Here is a 14,061-nt window from a genome sequence, read left to right on the forward strand (position 1 = left end):
CGCCGACCTAATAGAGGCGGGCGAACACTATCCAGCGGGGACAGGAGCTTATGCGTTTTCATCTTCTCGGCCTGGTAATTCTGGCCAGCACCGCCATGCCGGCCCTTGCCCAGGAGCGTATCGACCGCCGCCTCGACCGGCTGGAGCAGGAGATGCAGGCGGTCCAGCGCGTCGTTTTCCCCGGCGGTGCCGGACGCCAGGGGGCGATCGTCCCGCCCGAAATCCAGCCGCAGACCGGCACCACCATCGGCGGCATTCCGGCGACGAGCGCCCTGTCCGATCTCACCGCCCGCGTGGATGCGCTCGAGGCCCAGCTCGAGCGGCTGACCGGCCAGGCCGAGGAAAATGCCTACCGCCTCCGCCAGATGGAGGAGGCGATGACCAAATATCGGGGCGATGTCGATTTCCGGCTCAACGCCCTCGAGCAGACTCGGGCTCCCGCGGCTGGACCGGCCCGGCCGCCCGAGGCGGACAAGCCCGTGGGCGGTACCGCCGAACCCGCCGCCGTCGACCAGCCTAATACCGGCGATGCGGGCGAGGACGCCTATCTCCTCGGCTATCGCCTGTGGGATACCGGCCGCTTCGCCGACGCGCAGAAGGCGCTGGAAGCCATGGCGAAGAAATATCCCAGTCACCGGCGCGCCAGCTATGCCCGCAATCTCGCCGGCCGCGCCGCCCTCGACGACGGCAAGCCCGCCACCGCCGCCAAGATCCTGCTCGCCAACTATCAGGACGACCCAAAGGGCGAGCGCGCCGCCGACAGCCTCTTGTTCCTCGGCCAGGCGCTGGTCGAGCTGAAGAAGCCGGAGGACGCGTGCAAGGTCTATGCGGAGCTTCAGGACGTCTATGGCGGCTCCATGCGCGACTTCATCCGCCAGCGCCTCCCGGGAGCGCTAAAGGCGGCTCGCTGCAGCTGAGGCGCTGCTATCAGGGCCCGGTGAGCGCGGCGCACTCACCGGAGCGGCGGGCGCGAGCGATCAGGCGTGGATGGCCCGCCGTTCGAGCGCGTGGGCGGCTTCGTCGACCAGCGTCTGGATGATCTCGGCGACGCTCGCCTCCTCCTTCACCATCCCGACCGATTGGCCGGCCATGACCGAGCCTGTCTCCACGTCCCCGTCGATCACCGCCCGCTTCAGCGAACCCGCCCAATAATGCTCGATCTGGAGCTGGGCCTCGGCCATCTCGATCTTCTCCTCGTCGAGGAGCTGGGCGACCTCGCGCTGCTTGGCGGCGAAGGCCACCATCTCCTTGTTGCGGATCGCGCGGACCGGGATGACGGGGAGGCGCGGGTCGACCTGGACGCTGGTGACGGCGTCGCGGGCCGAGGCGCGTATGAACGCCTTCTTGAAATTGGGATGGGCGATGCATTCGTGGGCGCAGACGAAACGGGTGCCGAGTTGCACACCGACCGCGCCCATTTCCAGATAGCCGGCGATGAGTCCGCCCTTACCGATGCCGCCAGCGACGAAGACGGGAATGTCGGCGGCGACTTCGGGAAGAATCTCCTGGGCGAGGACGGAGGTCGACACCGGGCCGACATGGCCGCCCGCCTCCATGCCTTCGATGACCAGCGCGTCGACGCCGGAGCGGATCAGCTTCTTCGCCAGCGCCAGCGCGGGAGCGAAGCAGATGAGCTTGGCGCCGCCCCCCTTGATCCGCTCGATCGCGCCGGGCGGCGGGAGGCCGCCGGCGAGGACGACATGGCCGACATCATGCTTGCGGCAGACATCGATCAGGTCGCTGATCTCAGGGTGCATGGTGATGAGGTTGACGCCGAAGGGCTTGGTCGTCCGCTTCTTGGTCTCGGCGATCTCGGTGTCGAGCAGGTCGGGCGTCATCGCGCCGCAGGCGATGACGCCGAAGCCGCCGGCGTTGGAGATAGCGGAGACGAGATTGCGCTCCGAAATCCAGCTCATCGCGCCGCCCATGATCGCGACCTCGCAGCCGAGGAAGTCGGTGCCGCGCTGCATCAGGCGCTTCAGGCGGTCATGGCCTATCGATTGGTTCACATCATTCACGCTTCAGTCTCCGCATCGAGGCCGTAGGCGGTGTGGAGGACGCGGACGGCTAGCTCGGTATATTCCTCGGGGATCAGCACCGAGACCTTGATCTCGCTGGTGGCGATGGCGAGGATGTTGATGCCGCGATCGGCCAGCGCCTCGAACATCCGGGCGGCGATGCCGGCGTTGGAGCGCATGCCGACGCCGACGGCGCTGACCTTCACGACATTCATGTCGGTGATGATCTCGTCGAAGCCGATCGCCTCCTTCGCCCGGCTGAGCGCGTCGACGCTCTGGGCGAGGGCGGCGGTCGGGACGGTGAAGGTGAGGTCCCGCTTCTCGCCGGGGCGGGCGACGCTCTGCACGATCATGTCGACATTGATGTTGGCCTCGGCCAGCGGCGCGAAGATCGCGGCGACCGTGCCCGGCTTGTCGGAGAGACCGAGCAGGCTGATCCGCGCCTCGTTCTTGTCGTAGGCGATGCCGGTGATGATCTGGCGTTCCATGTTCATGTCTTCGAGTTCCTCGTCGCTTACGACCATCGTTCCGGGCCGGTCCTCGAAAGAGGAGAGGACGCGGAGCGGCATTTTCTCGCGCATGGCGAGGCCGACCGAACGGGTCTGCAGCACCTTGGCGCCTACCGACGCCAGCTCCAGCATTTCCTCATAGGTGATGACGCCGAGCTTGCGGGCGCGGGGCACGATCCGCGGATCGGTCGTATAGACGCCGTCGACGTCGGTGTAGATGTCGCAGCGATCCGCCTTCATCGCGGCGGCGAGGGCGACGGCCGAGGTATCGGAGCCGCCGCGGCCCAAAGTGGCGACGCTGCCGTCGGCCGCGACGCCCTGGAAGCCGGGGATCACGGCGATGCCGCCGCCCTGGAACACCCGGTCGAGCACGGCGACGTCGATCGCCTCGATAAGGGCGGCGCTGTGAGCCGCGGTCGTGCGGACGGGGAGCTGCCAGCCCATATAGGAGCGGGCGTTGAGACCCATGCCCTGGAGGGTGATGGCGAGGAGGCCGCTCGTCACCTGCTCGCCCGAGGCGACGACTACGTCATATTCGCGCCGATCGTAGAGCGAGGAGGCCTCGCGGCAGAATTGGATGAGACGGTCGGTCTCGCCGGCCATGGCGGAGACGACGACGGCCACCTCATGACCCGCCTCGGACTCGTGCTTCACGAGATTGGCGACATGGCGGATGCGCTCGATGCCCGCCATCGAGGTGCCGCCGAATTTCATGACGATGCGGGCCATGCGCCGGGTCGATCTCCCAAAAACCTCCAGGGATGTCACCCCAGCCAGAGCTGGGGTCTCTTTTCCTTCTTCGACCAGAAGTGCAAGAGAGATTCCAGCCCTTCGGCGGGCTCAGGACATGCTTTCGCTGGAATGACGGAGAGTGAAATGGCCGCGAAGACGACGATCGACCCCAGGGAAGCGGCGCATTTCGGCAAGCTCGCGGCCGAATGGTGGGACCCTAAAGGTTCCTCGGCCATGCTCCACCAGATGAATCCGGTGCGGCTGGGCTATATCCGCGACCAGATCGACCATTATTGGCGGATCGACGAGCATGACCGGCGGCCGCTCGCGGGCAGGAAGGTGTTGGACGTGGGCTGCGGCGCCGGGCTGCTGGCCGAGCCGCTGGCGCGGCTGGGGGCGGAAATGACCGCGATCGATGCGGCGCCCGAGACGATCGCCGCGGCGCGTCATCATGCGGCAGGGCAGGGGCTGGCGATCGACTATCGCGTCGGCGGCGTCGAGACGCTGGAGGGCGCGTTCGATCTCGTCACTTCGATGGAGGTGATCGAGCATGTCACCGATCCGCGCGCCTTCGTGGCGGGCCTCACCGATCGTCTGGCGCCGGAGGGGCTGCTGATCCTGTCGACGCCGAACCGCACCTCGCGCTCGCGGCTGATGATGATCGTGATCGGCGAGGGCACGGGCCGCATCCCCAGAGGCACGCATGATTGGGACAAGTTCCTGACCCCCGACGAGATGTGCGCCATGCTGCAGGAGGCGGAGCTGGAGGTGCTCGACGTCACCGGCATGGCCTGGTCCGCGACGCGCGGCTTCAGCCTATCCGACGACAAGTCGCTCGACTATTTCGTGACGGCGCGGCGGGCTTAGCCGTTCCCCGGCGGAAGCCGGGGTCCAGTTGCCAACTCCGTTCTGGACCCCGGCTTCCGCCGGGGAACTCAAGTTGCGACCCGTTCAGCGCTTCTCCCCCGCGTAGCGGGTCATGAGGATGGCGGCGCGCTTGGCCTGGCGGGCGAGGCTTTCGAGATCCACCCATTCGCCCTCGGCGTGGGCCTTGCCGCCCACGACGCCGAGACCGGCGAGAACGTCGACGTCGGCGGCGACGAAGCTGCTGTCCGCGGCGCCGCGGCGGGCGGGGTCATATTCCGGCATCTCCGGCAGGCCGAGATCGCGGTTGACCGCGTTCAGCTTGGCGAGGATGGCGCGGTTGCCCTCGGCCGGCTCCATCGGCGGGTAGCCATGGTCGGCGAACTCCAGCTCGGCCGAGGTCTCCGGCAGATGCTGGGCGACGATCGCCTTCATCTTGGCGCGGACGCGGGCGTCCTGCTCGCGGGTGAGGCTGCGCAGGTCGCCGCGAGCGATGGCGGTCTCGGGGATGATGTTGGTCTTGCCGGACGCGGTGACGCGGAAGCCCTGCTCGTCGATGCTCGCGGGCGTGCCGCCGGCCATGACGCCGACATTATAGGTGAGGTTGGGCTCGGGCAGCTCGCGGCGGAAGGCGTCGAGGATGCGTGCCATTTCGTAGATCGCGCCATAGCCGGCGCCTTCGCGGAAGATGCCGCTCGAATGGCCGGTGCGGCCATGGGTGGTGAGCGTCCAGCCGGTCGAGCTGCGGCGGGCGACGGTGCCATATTCGACGCCGGCGTCGTCTCGCGCGAGATTCTCGAACTCGAGCGCGACGTCGGCCCAGCGGCCGGCCTCGATGAGATCGCGGCGGGCGACTTCGATCGGCGAGCCGGTGCGCTCCTCGTCGCCGGTGAGGACAACCTTGATATCGGCCTCGCCGAGCGTGCCGGCCTTGTCCATCGCCCTCAGCGCGGCGACGATGATGGCGACCCCGCCCTTGTCGTCGCCGATGCCGGGGCCGACGGCGCGGTCGCCCTTGCGGGTGAAGGCCTGGAAGGACGAGTCCGGCTCGAACACCGTGTCTAGATGACCGATCAGCAGCACGCGCTTGCCCTGGCCGTCGCCCTTGTGAGTGGCGACGATGTGGCCGGCGCGGCCGGTCTCGCGCATGTCTACCCATTGGACGTCGAAGCCGAGCGGCTCCAGCTCCGAGCGCACCATCTTGCCGACCGCTTCGACGCCGGCGAGGTTCAGGGATCCGCTATTCTGGTTCACCATCCGCTCGAGGAGGCCGATGGTTCGCTCACGCTCCGCGTCGACGGTCTGGACGATCTGTCGCTCCTCCGCGCTGAGCCCGGTCTGGGCGACGGCGGGGAGGGCGAGGAACAGGAAGGACAGGAACGCGAGGAATTTCATGGCGATCTCCGATTGGGGGCCTTTCATGCCGGGCTCGTCACGAAGGGGTCAAGGCTGCATCCAGTACGGTATTCTGTCGGCCTTGATCAGCGCCTCGACGTCGATGCGCTCCCGGACGACCGCCCACCGGTCGCCGTCGACGAGCACCTCGGGGGTGAGCGGCCGGCTATTGTAGGTGCTCGCCATGGTCGCGGCATAGGCGCCGGCGGTGCGGAAGAAGAGGAGGTCGTCCGCCTCCACCCGGTCCATACTGCGGGCGGTGGCGAAGGTATCGCCGGTCTCGCACACCGGTCCGACGACATTGGCGACCCATTGCTCGCCCCTAGGCGCGACCGCCTCAATCGCGTGCCAGGCGTCGTAAAGGCTGGGCCGCATCAGGTCGTTCATCCCCGCGTCGACGATGATGAAGGGATGGACCACCCCGGGCTTCACCCGGATCACCCGCGTCAGCAGCACGCCGGCATTGCCGACGATGAGGCGGCCCGGCTCGAAGATCAGGCGCACGTCCCAACCGTCGGTCAAGCGCCGAACCATCTCGCCATAATCCTCCGGGCTCGGTGGCAACGGGGCGGCGGGATCATAGGGAACGCCGAGCCCGCCGCCCAGATCGGCGGTGTCGATTCTGTGGCCGTCTGCGCGGAGCACGCGGATCAGTTCGCCGATCTTGGCGAAGGCGCGCTCGAGCGGCGCGAGGCTGGTGAGCTGGCTGCCGATATGGACTGCAACCCCTCGCACATCGAGTCCGGGAAGGGTCCGCGCCAGCCGATAGGCCGCGAGCGCGTCGTCGATCGGCAGGCCGAACTTGTTGTGCGCGGCCCCGGTCGAGATCTTGGCGTGGCTCCCGGCCTCCACATCGGGGTTGATGCGAAACGCGGCCGGTGCGGCCTTTCCGAGCGAATGGGCTACCTCCGCCAGCATCCGCGCTTCCTCGAGCGATTCCAGGTTGAACTGGCAAAGCCCGCCTTCCAGCGCGAGGCGCATTTCCTCGACCGTCTTGCCGACGCCCGAGAAAACGATCTTGTCCGCCGCAATGCCGGCCGCGCGGGCGCGGGCATATTCGCCGCTGGAGACGACGTCGGCGCCGAGGCCCTCCCGCGCGAGCGTCGCCAGCACCGCCGCGTTGGGATTGGCCTTGACGGCATAGGCGACGAGCGGATCGGACAGCGGCTCAAGCGCTTCCCGGAACACCCGCGCATGGCGGCGCATGGTGGCCGAGGAATAGACGTAGACGGGCGTGCCGACCGCCTCGGCGATCAGCGGGAGCGGGACCTCCTCGCAATGAACGATGCTGTCCTTGAGCTGGAAATGGTCCATCTCGCTCCCACTTCGTCATGCCGGACTTGATCCGGAATCCCGGCCCACCGGCCCATATTCATCGCACCCTTCCGGGCTGCTCAGCAGGTCAGAAAAAGTCCACCTTGTCGTAATGCGTGGGCGGCGCGATCACTTCCATCCGCTCGCCGAGGAACGAACGGAAGCTCGGCCGCGACTTCATCACCGCATACCAGTCGGTCGTCTGTTTGTGCCCGCGCCAGTCGATGCCGCCGAGATAGTCAGCGACCGATAGATGGGCGGCGGCGGTCAGGTCGGCCAGGCTCAGCACCGGGCCGGCGAGCCAGCGGCGGTGGTCGAGCAGATAGTCGATATAGTCGAGATGATTGTTGGCGACCTTCATCGCTTCGCGCAGCACGCGCGTGTCGGGCGGGTCGCGGCTGATGAGGCGCTTCTTCATCCGCTCCTCGATCAGCGGCCCGACGACCTCGCCATAGAGCCGGTCGTCGAACCAGGCGACGAGGCGGCGGACCTCGGCGCGATTGACCGCCGTGCCGGGGATCATCGGCGCCCGGTCGATCGTCTCCTCGAAATATTCGCAGATGGCATTGGAATCGATGAGGACGGTGCCCTTGCTGTCCTCAACCAACACCGGCGTCTGGCCGGCCGGGTTCATGTCGATGAACTCGTCGCGCTTCAGCCAGGGCGATTCGCGCACCAGCCCATGCTCGACGCCCTTCTCGCCCAGCATCAGTCGGACCTTGCGGGAAAAGGGACAAAGCGGGAATTGGAAGAGCTGCCACATGGCCAGCGACTAATAGCGCCGCAAAGGCCGGCGTCCACTGGCTATTAGGGTCTCGTCATTGCGAGGAGCGGAGCGATGCGGCAATCCAGCTACCGTGCCTGGATTGCTTCGCTACGCTCGCAATGACGGCCGATGTCATTCGTCCCAATGGTAATGATAGGGGCGCATCGCCTCTTCCATGCGGCGCTCGAGGTCGATCATCGAGCGGCTGAGCACCGGGATCAGCGCGGCGAGCTGCTCGGTCATCAGGCCCATCTGGCCGGTAATCGCATCGATCGATCCCCGCATCCGCGCCTCGGCATAGGGATCGTCGCGCGTCGCAAAGTCGCGGACCGTCCGGTTGCGCTCGGCTTCGCTATGATAGCGCCCCGGCTCCATCGCCTCGACGATGCCGCCGACCGGCATGTCCATGACCGCGCCGACCATCCGCTCCATGACATGGCCCATCGCCTCGACCTCGTGCGTCGAGGGAAGCTCGCGCACGACCTCCTCGCCGGGCGCTTCCGGATAGGGATAGGGCTGGGCGACAGCGGGCGCGGCGAAGGCGAGGCTGGCGGCGGTGATCAGAAGTTTACGCAAGACGGGACCTCCTCAAGCACAAGGGCGGCGCGACTCAACGCGCGGCGGAGCGACTCGGTTGCTCTCTTATAGCCGACCGGTGTCCCTTTGCTGAACGGGGATCAGGTATTGGGCCCCGCTTCCGCCATGCTCTCGTCGGAAAGCCATTGCTCGACCAGTTCCTGGCTCTTGCGCTCGATCTCCGGCATGCGCTCGGCCGCCGCGCGCATGCCGATCTTGCTCAGCTCCGCCATGAGCGAGGGCGCGAGCCCTTCCATCTTCTTCATGACGGGATGCTCCTGCAGGCGCTTCAGCTCCCTCAGTTCCTCGGCCGTGAAATAGCGGGCGTAAATGGCGGCGGCATCCTGGCGGAAGGTCGGCGCCATCTGCTCCACCATCAGCTTCGTTTCCTCGTAGATCAAGGCGCTCAGCCGTTCCGTCAGCGACTGCGGCATGTCGATGCCCTTGGCCTTCAGCGATTCCATGTCGGCTTCCATCGACGCCTTCGCCATGTGAAGCGCCGAGGCAAGCAGCTGCCCATCGACGTCCTGGCCATCGAACAGGGCGAGCGCGGCGGCGAGCGTATCCGCATCGCCGGCGGTCGCCGCCGGCGGCGAGGATGTGTTCGACCCCTCGTCGGCCAAAGCGGGCGCGGCGATGAGGCATAGCGCAGGCAGGACGCTGACGAATTTCATTGGACTACCCCCGAACGAATGGCGTTCCGGGGCAGCGTCTCACCTCAGCCCTTAAGGATCAATCAAAAGCTCAGCGCGCGAGCAGCCAGGCCAGCGCGGCGCCGCCGATGACGATTCGATACCAGGCAAAGGGGGCGAAGCCGTGGCGCGAAACGATGCCGATGAACCATTTGATGACCAGCAGGGCCACGACGAAGGAGACGACGAAGCCGACCGCGATGGTGGCCCAGGCGCCCTGGCCCAGCTCCGCGCCGGACTTGAAGAGGTCGTAGCCGGAGGCGGCGAGCATGGTTGGCACGGCAACGAAGAAGCTGAACTCCGCCGCGCTCTTCCTTTCGACGCCAAGGCCGATGGCGCCCATGATCGTCGCGCCCGAGCGGCTGACTCCGGGGATCATCGACAGACACTGGATGACGCCGATGCCGAGCGCGGTTTTCCAGCTCATCGCCTCGACGCTGGGCGTCGTCGGATGACGGTTCCAGCGTTCCAGCACCAGGATGGCGACGCCGCCGACGATCAGCGCGACGGCGACGATGATCGGCGCATCGAGCATCGCCTTCACCGCGTCATAGACCATGAGGCCGATCATAGCGGACGGAAGGAAGCCGAGGAGAATGTTGCGCGTGAAGACGATGGAGTCCCGGTCCTGGCCGCCAAGGCCGATGAGCACGTCCCAGAAGCGCCGCCAGTAAAGAACGATCACGGCGAGGATGGCGCCGAGCTGGATGACGATCTCGAAGGTGCCTGAGGCCTCGGAATCGAAGCCCAGTAGCTCGCCCGCCAGCACGAGGTGCCCGGTCGAGGAGACCGGAATGAACTCGGTCAGCCCCTCGACGATGCCGAGCAGGATGATGGTGAGGAGGGAAGCTTCCATTCTTGGCTCGTCATTCCGGCCAAGGCCGGACTCTTTCTTTCTGTGCGGCCGGAGACGGCACGATTCCGGCGTCCGCCGGAACGACCGTCACGCGGCCGGATTCATCAATAAGGCGACTTGACGGCGAAGCGGCCGTGGCGGCGGTAGGAGGTCAGCCATTCCGGGGTGACGGCGGCGAGCGGGGTCGGCGCGACGCCGAGATCGTTGAGACCCTTGGCGCCGGGCGAGACGACATTGTCGTGCTGGAGCATCAGCCACTGGTCCCAGGTCATCGGCGCGCCGGGAAGCCAGCCGAAGAGCCCGGCCATCGCCGATGCCAGCGCGTCCGGCACGTCGAGAAGAGGCCGCGAGCGCCCGGTCGCCTCGCAGATCCGCTGGTTCAGCGTCCGCATCGTCATGACCTCGGGCCCGCCCAGCTCGTAGGTTTTGCCGCCATGCGTCCGCGGATCGAGCGCCGCGGTTGAGACCGCGCGGCCGACATCGGCGACATAGACCGGCTGGAATTTCGTATCGCCCTTGATCACCGGCACGACCGGCAGCAGCCGCGCGAGGGCGGCGAAGCGGTTCACGAAATTATCTTCCTGCCCGAACACGATCGACGGGCGGACGACGGTGACGCCGGGGAAGGCGGCGCGCACGGCATCCTCGCCCTCGCCCTTGCTGCGGCCATAGTCGGACTTGGCCGAGGGATCGGCGCCGATGGCGGAGAAATGGACGAGGGCGTGGACGCCCGCCTCCCGCGCCGCTTCGGCGATGTTGCGGGCGCCGTCGACATTGACGGCATAGGGGTTCTTGAAGACGCCGACCAGGTTCACGACCGCGTCGCTGCTCGCGACGGCGGCGGCGACCTGCTCCGGCTTGCGGATGTCGCAGGCGACGAAATGGGTCTGGCCGAGCCCGCCCAGCGGCTTGAGGAAGAAGGCCTGCCGCGGGTCGCGCTGCGCGATCCGCACGCGGACGCCCGTCCGATACAGGGCCTGGGCGACATAACGGCCGATAAATCCGCCGCCGCCGAACAGGGTTACCAGTCGATCGAGTTTCTGCACCATGAGCCTAGAAAATCACCCTCGAAAAATCCGCGCCTCCCATGCCCGCTTGGCTAGCCGTTGACAAGCGCGCTCTGGGCTGGCTAAGCGCGCCGCCTACCTAAGAATCTTGTCCCCGTGCCCAGGTGGCGGAATTGGTAGACGCACCAGCTTCAGGTGCTGGCGCTCGCAAGGGCGTGGAGGTTCGAGTCCTCTCCTGGGCACCACTGTTACGAAGCGGGTCCTTGCTCGCGTTCATTGTTGCTGAGGCGCAGTTTGCGCCACGTAGCGTCCGATCAGAATGGCTGCGGGATAAAGGATCTCCTCCTCCTCACGAGCATGCGCTGCGAGATTGTCGGCGAAGCGCACATAATCCTCGCGTCCGTTGCGCTCAGCGGTGGCGCGAAACCGGGTCAGGGCGTTCCGAATGGCTTCGTGTTCGCGGAGCATCTGAGGCATTTCACGCTCAAGCGCGTCCGTCATCGGAAGCACCGCTCGCATTTCCGCCGTCGCCTCCCCCTGCGCCAGCGCCGGCAGAAGACCTAGTGGCGGCGTTGCAATCTGCTCTTCACGCTCAAAATGGGGCGCGAGAGCACGTTCCAGCTCGTGAGCGGCGGCTGCCATCTCGCCGCCCTCTGCCGTCGCTCGTGCGAGTGTCTCGTGAAGCTCACGATGCTCCGCAGCTATCGATTGCGGCGTATTGATCATTGTAGACCTTTCCCGCGCGGGGGTCTGTCGCGGCTGCGCGGTTGGTGCTTGGCCACAAGCGGCGAGCAGAACGGCCATCGACCCGGCTGCAACCAACCACTTCAAGTGGAGCATCATACCACACCTCGATGAGCTTGAGCCCCCTGGGGCTCATGAGTGGACCGGTATCATTCGCGCAAACACATGGTCCTTGAGAATATAGTGGTGGAATAGCGAAGCGGCTGCGTGAATGCCTATCAACCAATAGCCGATCGTTCCTCCAAACTCATGAAGCTGCTCGGTCTGCTCCGCAAGGATCTTGTCCGTGCCGACAAGCGCCGGGAGTTCGAGGCCAAAGAATGGCACGGTTTCCCCTTCGGCGCTGAGGATCAGCCATCCCGCTAACGGCATTGCGATCATGAAGAGGTAAAGAGCGAGGTGGACAGCTCTCGCCAACATCCGCCGCCACACTGGTTCGTCCGCAGGTGAGTGTGGCTTTGCCCATAAGAGCCTGGCTGCAATCCTCAACCATACCAAGCCGAGGACGGACAATCCGAGCATGAAATGCCACATCTTTAGCGCTTCACGCGGCCCACTGCCCTTCGGATAGAATTCGCGAAACTCCATCGCCGCATAAACAGCTACGATCAACAGCAACATGAGCCAATGAAGCGCTATAGACACGATGCTGTAGCGGTGAGTGGGCTCCGTTCGAATCATAGACTTCTCCGAACGCAACCATCGGTCCCGAACAGCCAGATCGCATTGAGTTAGATCATTTCGCGCGAAGTAAGACCGCGGCGGTACGGATCCGACTACGTATCCACCCTTATTGAGATAGAGGACCAACGGCCGGAGAGATAGCCTCTGACTTGGGAAGGAAGGTGCAATGCAATGCATTCTGGTCGCCACGGATCTCAGCAGTGAAGCTTACAATGCGTTGGGGCGGGCATGCAGGCTCGCGCGTCAGTCTGGTGCCGACCTGCACATCCTGCACGCGGCGGCATCGGATTGCGAGATCGAGGAGGTCTCGGAGATAAGGCGACGGCTGCACGACGAAGCCGAAACCCTCGCGGAAGCGCCGCCTCTGGTCGAACTGGAATTGTCGGTGCACGTGACGAAGGGAGAGGGGGCCGCCGTCATCCTGGCAGAGGCGCGGCGGTTGAAGCCGGACCTCATCATCCTGGGCGCGCATGGCGAACCTCATTTCCGCGACGTCGTTTTCGGGACCACGGCCTCGCGCGTGTCGAGCGAAGCCGAGCAGCCGGTGCTGGTCGTCCAAAACGACTACCATCGCCGATATGCGCGGGTCATGGCTGCGGCGGAGGAGGGGCGCGCCGAAGAAGTGCTTCGCCTTGCCTGCGGCATCGCTTCCATGCACGAGCTCTATGTCGTCCACGCCTATGGCTCGGCCACCAAGAGCCTGTTCGGCTATGGCGACATCCTGGAAGATGTGCGGGCGGACCAGACGGCGAAAATCGACCAGGTGATCGCCAGCATCCCCGCGATGGAGGACGTCCGGCCTCAGATCCACAGCATCGTCGAAGAGGGCGAGGTCATGTCGGTGCTCATGCGGGAGTGGGACAAAGCGAAGCCCGATCTCGTGGTGATCGGAACGCATGGGCGGCAGGGTCTGGCAAGACTATTTCAGGCGAGCGTCGCCGAGGCGGTCCTGCTGGGCTGCCCTAGCGATATCCTTGTCGTGCCGGGACGGCCAGCATTACCCGGCTAATCAACGTCTGGCTGGCGAACCATCAGTGGCCGAGGAGCAGCGGAACCGGCGCATCCTGGATCAGCGACCGTGTGACGCCGCCGAGCAGCCATTGCCGCAAGCGCGAATGCCCATAGGCGCCCATGACGATCAACCCGGCGTTGAGCGCGATGGTGGCGCGCCTGATCGCCTCGGCTATGTCGCCGTCGACCGGGGGGTGCTGCATGATCTCCGGCTCGATGCCGTGCCGGGCGAGATAGCGGGCGGCCCGATCGCGCGGATAGCGAGACGCGCGCTCTTCGACCTCGAGCAGCTTCACTTCGGGGACCAACCGGAGCAGCGGCAGGGCTCCCTTCAGCGCGACAGCCGCTTCGGGTGATCCATTCCAGGCGACGACCGCGGGACGATCGAACGTCAGCTGCTCTAGGCCGGAGGGGACGGCGAGGACCGGCGCCGGTGCGCGGGTGGATACCTTGGCTGCAAGCGGACGGGGCTCGTCCCTCAGCAATGCGGGGCCGGCCAGGCTCAGCACGAGCACGTCGCTCAGCACCGACCAGTCGATGAGCGCGGTTGAGATCAGATCGTCGACGTGGACCCAATCCCAGCGTGCCCCTTCGCGCTGTAGACGCTCCTCGACCCGCCTCTGGAGGGCCAGGCGCAAATCGCGCATCTTGTCGGAGAATTCTTCTGGAAGCGCGGCGGCGATCAGCGGATCGACGGCAAGATAATCCTCGAGCGGCGTGGCGTGCAGGCAGGTGATGTGCCCTTCGAAGGCGCGGGCGAGGTCCAACGCCGCCTGCAGCCTGCTTTCGAGGCCCGCATCGTCGTAAATGTGGAGCAGGATCGACTGCATTGCTTGCCCTCCGGGTTGCCGAGTCACTCGACAATGGCCGCCGGGCCGCTCGCGAGGAAATAA

Annotated in this window: 15 protein-coding genes and 1 tRNA gene; 4 read left to right on the forward strand and 12 right to left on the reverse strand. The window is 66.0% G+C overall.

What is annotated here, in order from left to right; genetic code table 11:
- Positions 1–50: 50 nt before the first annotated feature.
- Positions 51–917 (forward strand): tetratricopeptide repeat protein, encoded by an 867-nt coding sequence (locus tag DF286_RS09050; protein ID WP_109271136.1) that lies wholly within the window; start codon positions 51–53, stop codon positions 915–917.
- A 60-nt stretch (positions 918–977) separates the two neighbouring features.
- Here the strand turns inward: DF286_RS09050 and DF286_RS09055 are convergent, their stop codons facing one another.
- A complete protein-coding gene (locus DF286_RS09055) occupies positions 978–1,970 on the reverse strand; it encodes an NAD(P)H-dependent flavin oxidoreductase (protein WP_109272109.1) in 993 nt (330 codons plus the stop codon).
- 44 nt (positions 1,971–2,014) lie between these two features.
- The gene (locus DF286_RS09060) at positions 2,015–3,256 is read right to left on the reverse strand and encodes an aspartate kinase (RefSeq protein ID WP_109271137.1); all 1,242 of its coding nucleotides are present in this window, start codon (positions 3,254–3,256) and stop codon (positions 2,015–2,017) included.
- Positions 3,257–3,403: 147 nt separating this feature from the next.
- Between DF286_RS09060 and ubiG the strand changes: the two genes are divergently transcribed.
- Positions 3,404–4,126, forward strand: a complete 723-nt coding sequence (ubiG, locus tag DF286_RS09065; RefSeq protein ID WP_109271138.1) for a bifunctional 2-polyprenyl-6-hydroxyphenol methylase/3-demethylubiquinol 3-O-methyltransferase UbiG — start codon at positions 3,404–3,406, stop codon at positions 4,124–4,126.
- 84 nt (positions 4,127–4,210) lie between these two features.
- Here ubiG and DF286_RS09070 read toward each other — a convergent pair whose 3' ends face one another.
- From DF286_RS09070 to DF286_RS09100, 7 genes are all read right to left on the reverse strand, one after another.
- Entirely contained in the window at positions 4,211–5,518 is a 1,308-nt protein-coding gene (locus DF286_RS09070; RefSeq protein ID WP_109272110.1) for a M20/M25/M40 family metallo-hydrolase, read from the reverse strand.
- A gap of 48 nt (positions 5,519–5,566) precedes the next feature.
- A complete protein-coding gene (lysA, locus tag DF286_RS09075) occupies positions 5,567–6,832 on the reverse strand; it encodes a diaminopimelate decarboxylase (RefSeq protein WP_109271139.1) in 1,266 nt (421 codons plus the stop codon).
- A gap of 88 nt (positions 6,833–6,920) precedes the next feature.
- Complete coding sequence (locus tag DF286_RS09080) at positions 6,921–7,595, reverse strand: glutathione S-transferase family protein (protein WP_109271140.1); 675 nt, start codon at positions 7,593–7,595, stop codon at positions 6,921–6,923.
- A gap of 135 nt (positions 7,596–7,730) precedes the next feature.
- Positions 7,731–8,174 (reverse strand): hypothetical protein, encoded by a 444-nt coding sequence (locus tag DF286_RS09085; protein ID WP_109271141.1) that lies wholly within the window; start codon positions 8,172–8,174, stop codon positions 7,731–7,733.
- Between the two features lie 101 nt (positions 8,175–8,275).
- On the reverse strand, positions 8,276–8,848 hold the full coding sequence (locus tag DF286_RS09090) for a DUF2059 domain-containing protein (protein ID WP_109271142.1): 573 nt from the start codon (positions 8,846–8,848) through the stop codon (positions 8,276–8,278).
- 70 nt (positions 8,849–8,918) lie between these two features.
- On the reverse strand, positions 8,919–9,722 hold the full coding sequence (locus DF286_RS09095) for an undecaprenyl-diphosphate phosphatase (RefSeq protein ID WP_109271143.1): 804 nt from the start codon (positions 9,720–9,722) through the stop codon (positions 8,919–8,921).
- Between the two features lie 104 nt (positions 9,723–9,826).
- Positions 9,827–10,768 carry a complex I NDUFA9 subunit family protein gene (locus DF286_RS09100; RefSeq protein ID WP_243444777.1) on the reverse strand — a complete coding sequence of 314 codons (942 nt, stop codon included), beginning with the start codon at positions 10,766–10,768 and terminating at the stop codon, positions 9,827–9,829.
- 119 nt (positions 10,769–10,887) lie between these two features.
- Between DF286_RS09100 and DF286_RS09105 the strand changes: the two genes are divergently transcribed.
- A tRNA-Leu gene (locus DF286_RS09105) sits at positions 10,888–10,974 on the forward strand.
- Positions 10,975–11,002: 28 nt separating this feature from the next.
- Here DF286_RS09105 and DF286_RS09110 read toward each other — a convergent pair.
- Together DF286_RS09110 and DF286_RS09115 are read right to left on the reverse strand one after the other, a co-directional pair.
- Positions 11,003–11,455 (reverse strand): hemerythrin domain-containing protein, encoded by a 453-nt coding sequence (locus DF286_RS09110; protein WP_109272111.1) that lies wholly within the window; start codon positions 11,453–11,455, stop codon positions 11,003–11,005.
- Between the two features lie 150 nt (positions 11,456–11,605).
- On the reverse strand, positions 11,606–12,154 hold the full coding sequence (locus DF286_RS09115) for a cytochrome b (protein WP_109271145.1): 549 nt from the start codon (positions 12,152–12,154) through the stop codon (positions 11,606–11,608).
- 169 nt (positions 12,155–12,323) lie between these two features.
- Here DF286_RS09115 and DF286_RS09120 point away from each other — a divergent pair, with 169 nt between their 5' ends.
- The gene (locus DF286_RS09120; protein WP_109271146.1) at positions 12,324–13,166 is read left to right on the forward strand and encodes a universal stress protein; all 843 of its coding nucleotides are present in this window, start codon (positions 12,324–12,326) and stop codon (positions 13,164–13,166) included.
- A 22-nt stretch (positions 13,167–13,188) separates the two neighbouring features.
- Here the strand turns inward: DF286_RS09120 and DF286_RS09125 are convergent, their stop codons facing one another.
- The gene (locus tag DF286_RS09125; protein WP_109271147.1) at positions 13,189–13,998 is read right to left on the reverse strand and encodes a universal stress protein; all 810 of its coding nucleotides are present in this window, start codon (positions 13,996–13,998) and stop codon (positions 13,189–13,191) included.
- Positions 13,999–14,061 lie beyond the last annotated feature (63 nt).

Source organism: Sphingosinicella humi (genome assembly GCF_003129465.1).
GTDB lineage: Bacteria > Pseudomonadota > Alphaproteobacteria > Sphingomonadales > Sphingomonadaceae > Allosphingosinicella > Allosphingosinicella humi.

Excerpts from the sequence above, each read along its gene's own strand:
- DF286_RS09120 (WP_109271146.1), top strand. The coding sequence starts at position 12,324 with ATGCAATGCATTCTGGTCGCCACGGATCTCAGCAGTGAAGCTTACAAT.
- DF286_RS09090 (WP_109271142.1), bottom strand. The coding sequence starts at position 8,848 with ATGAAATTCGTCAGCGTCCTGCCTGCGCTATGCCTCATCGCCGCGCCC.
- DF286_RS09055 (WP_109272109.1), bottom strand. The coding sequence starts at position 1,970 with ATGCAGCGCGGCACCGACTTCCTCGGCTGCGAGGTCGCGATCATGGGC.
- DF286_RS09080 (WP_109271140.1), bottom strand. The coding sequence starts at position 7,595 with ATGTGGCAGCTCTTCCAATTCCCGCTTTGTCCCTTTTCCCGCAAGGTC.
- DF286_RS09060 (WP_109271137.1), bottom strand. The coding sequence starts at position 3,256 with ATGGCCCGCATCGTCATGAAATTCGGCGGCACCTCGATGGCGGGCATC.
- ubiG (WP_109271138.1), top strand. The coding sequence starts at position 3,404 with ATGGCCGCGAAGACGACGATCGACCCCAGGGAAGCGGCGCATTTCGGC.
- lysA (WP_109271139.1), bottom strand. The coding sequence starts at position 6,832 with ATGGACCATTTCCAGCTCAAGGACAGCATCGTTCATTGCGAGGAGGTC.
- DF286_RS09095 (WP_109271143.1), bottom strand. The coding sequence starts at position 9,722 with ATGGAAGCTTCCCTCCTCACCATCATCCTGCTCGGCATCGTCGAGGGG.
- DF286_RS09110 (WP_109272111.1), bottom strand. The coding sequence starts at position 11,455 with ATGATCAATACGCCGCAATCGATAGCTGCGGAGCATCGTGAGCTTCAC.
- DF286_RS09070 (WP_109272110.1), bottom strand. The coding sequence starts at position 5,518 with ATGAAATTCCTCGCGTTCCTGTCCTTCCTGTTCCTCGCCCTCCCCGCC.
- DF286_RS09115 (WP_109271145.1), bottom strand. The coding sequence starts at position 12,154 with ATGATTCGAACGGAGCCCACTCACCGCTACAGCATCGTGTCTATAGCG.
- DF286_RS09125 (WP_109271147.1), bottom strand. The coding sequence starts at position 13,998 with ATGCAGTCGATCCTGCTCCACATTTACGACGATGCGGGCCTCGAAAGC.
- DF286_RS09050 (WP_109271136.1), top strand. The coding sequence starts at position 51 with ATGCGTTTTCATCTTCTCGGCCTGGTAATTCTGGCCAGCACCGCCATG.